5 protein-coding genes are annotated in these 2420 nt (G+C 34.9%); 4 read left to right on the forward strand and 1 reads right to left on the reverse strand.

The window, feature by feature from the left end; genetic code table 11:
- Positions 1–500, forward strand: a 500-nt coding sequence (locus tag QI30_RS20695) for a conjugal transfer protein TrbL family protein (protein WP_370323643.1), incomplete at its 5' end; no start/stop codon positions are given.
- Positions 501–516: 16 nt separating this feature from the next.
- Positions 517–870 carry a hypothetical protein gene (locus QI30_RS19405; RefSeq protein WP_126992107.1) on the forward strand — a complete coding sequence of 118 codons (354 nt, stop codon included), beginning with the start codon at positions 517–519 and terminating at the stop codon, positions 868–870.
- A gap of 43 nt (positions 871–913) precedes the next feature.
- Here QI30_RS19405 and QI30_RS19410 read toward each other — a convergent pair whose 3' ends face one another.
- Positions 914–1468, reverse strand: a complete 555-nt coding sequence (locus QI30_RS19410; protein WP_126992116.1) for a hypothetical protein — start codon at positions 1466–1468, stop codon at positions 914–916.
- Between the two features lie 147 nt (positions 1469–1615).
- Here QI30_RS19410 and QI30_RS19415 point away from each other — a divergent pair, with 147 nt between their 5' ends.
- Both QI30_RS19415 and QI30_RS19420 read left to right on the forward strand, forming a co-directional pair.
- The gene (locus QI30_RS19415) at positions 1616–1795 is read left to right on the forward strand and encodes a hypothetical protein (RefSeq protein WP_126992091.1); all 180 of its coding nucleotides are present in this window, start codon (positions 1616–1618) and stop codon (positions 1793–1795) included.
- The coding region (locus QI30_RS19420; RefSeq protein ID WP_233600649.1) for an ArdC family protein at positions 1795–2420 on the forward strand (626 nt) is incomplete at its 3' end. The genes QI30_RS19415 and QI30_RS19420, both read left to right, overlap by 1 nt.

Consider the following 2420-nt stretch of genomic DNA (forward strand, 5'->3'; position numbering starts at 1 on the left):
AATATATGTTTGTTGAAATTGCTGGCAGCTCTTCAGACATTATTACGAATTCAATTGAATCTTCCATGGTTATAGATGTATTTGGATCAGGCACGATGGCAATTACATTACTGCTACTATTTTTAGTTGTCGTGTTTATCGTGTTCACGTTCAAAATTTGCGTGTACCATGTGGACCTTATCATTTTAGAGATATTTAGTGTCTTTGCAGCGATTACCATTGCGACTGAAAACTATGATTTTAGTGAAGTGTGGTGGCGTGAATTTTTAAGCCAAATTGTTAGTATTGTTACGCAAGTGCTACTCATGGCAGCCATTGTCCAGTTGCTCGCTAACTTTAATAGTTGGTATGACTTTATGTTAATCATCGGTTGCGGTGTATTAATTATTCGTGGGCCTAGCGTACTTCGTTCTATGTGGTATTCAAGTGGAGGTGCAAAAGGCGGGATTTCTCTTGGTAAGTCAGCTACCCGTATTTCGATGATGCGACTTTTAAAATAGATAGGAGGCTAAGGTGATGAAGTGGATGCGTGTGTTACCTATTGTATTATTAACGTTTTTATTAGCAGCGTGTGGGGATAGTCAATTGAATTTAGAGGGTGAATGGGATGCAAACGGATCTGATGGTGTAGCAGGCTCTTTTGATTTTAAAAACAATGATTTGTTAACAATGGATTTTGGAGCTATGAAATTTTCTTATGAATGGGAAGTAAAAGGAAATCAATTGCATATTGTTGATAAAAAAGATGGAGAAGTAAAAAGAGATTATTTCTATGAAATTGAACAGCACGATAAAGAGAACATCACTTTGTATGAACTAGATGAGGACGGTAAGCGAGTGGAAGGTGCAACGATTAAGCTTAGTAAATAAAAATATACTTAACAAAAGTAGAAATTTCTACTTTTGTTAAGTATTAAATCGTAACTATATAATAACAAGCATCGTTATCTAAACTTGTCCAATTTATTTGATATGAACCATTAATATAAAAATGCTCATCTTTTTTTCCTGTAGGTTTAATAATTTCACCGTGAAGTAAATGACCCGAACGGAAATATGCATAGATACCGCTAGTATTGGAACCCTTATAAAATAATTTATCTTCGACGTAGGTTACAGCATATGTATTAGTAAAACCATGTTCTTTTATTTGTTCCATAAATTTAATGTCTTTAGAAAAACTAAACATTGATTCAGGATGCTGCCCATTTTTGGGGAATTTAAGTTCGATAGCATATTTTTCATTTGTTTGTGAATTATAGATTGCTATATCCAATTCTTTTTTAATTAACTTTTCTTGAATCCCAAAGAAACGAATATTTCTTTCGAATTGAATTTTAAAAGTAGAATCAAGATGATTACGCAAATATACGCCTAATTCGTGTTGCAAAGAAAATTCATTGTAAATCTCAATTTGCTGTATTTTTACTAGGTGAAAAAAGTCTTTAATATGTTTATCTAAGTGCATAAAGCACCTCCTTAATTTTAATTTAACAAATAGAATATAGTTTTGAAAGTGAATAAATAGAACATAAGTACAAAAAACATAAGTAGAAATATATACCTTTCAAAAGTAGAAATTTCTACTTTTGAAATAAAGAAGGAGGTTGGAGAAATGTATCGACGTGAAGAAGTTGAGTTTAGCGATAAGCCGATTTACCGTGATAAGCGTGATTTACTGACGATTGTAGAAGTACCGGATTTGCTTTCATATGACATTGTTGCGTATTTAGAAGTGCCATTTGAAAACGAACAGCGTTATGTACCTTTATATCAAAAGCGAGGTGAGGCGTAATGCCCTTGCGACCTAACTCATATGAGGAACGTACAAAAGAGCTTACGACAAGGCTTGAAGAACAGCTGACGCAATTTGCGAACCAAACTGAATTCAAGCGGTACTTAACTTTCATGGCAAGTATGCGCCAGTATTCGGTAGATAACCAAATTCTCATTTTTATGCAAAATCCGAAAGCTACTTATGTCGCTGGCTTTCAAGCGTGGAAAAAGCATGAGCGTTATGTGCAAAAAGGGGAGAAGGGCATTCAAATTCGTGCTCCTATTTTTGAACAGCAGCCAGTACTCGACCCGAAAACAAAGCAACCTGTTTATGAAAACGGCGAACTCAAGCTGGAGAACGTCTTAGTTCGCTATAAATGGGTAACAGTGTTTGACATCGCACAAACAGCAGGAGAGCCACTTAAAACGACAAGAGATTTTGTAAACGAACGATTTCAAACGGATGAGGACGCCCAGAGGCTATATGATCAATTTAAAAATTATTTAAATCAATTTAAGCAATTGCACGTTGCAGAGAAGACGTATTCGATTCATGAGGAAGGACGAGGTTACTTTGTACCATCGACCAACGAACTTATTATTAATACGAGAGAAACTAATCCAGTTGCAAAATTAAGAACACT

Source organism: Candidatus Kurthia intestinigallinarum (genome assembly GCF_003991225.1).
GTDB lineage: Bacteria > Bacillota > Bacilli > Bacillales_A > Planococcaceae > Kurthia > Kurthia populi.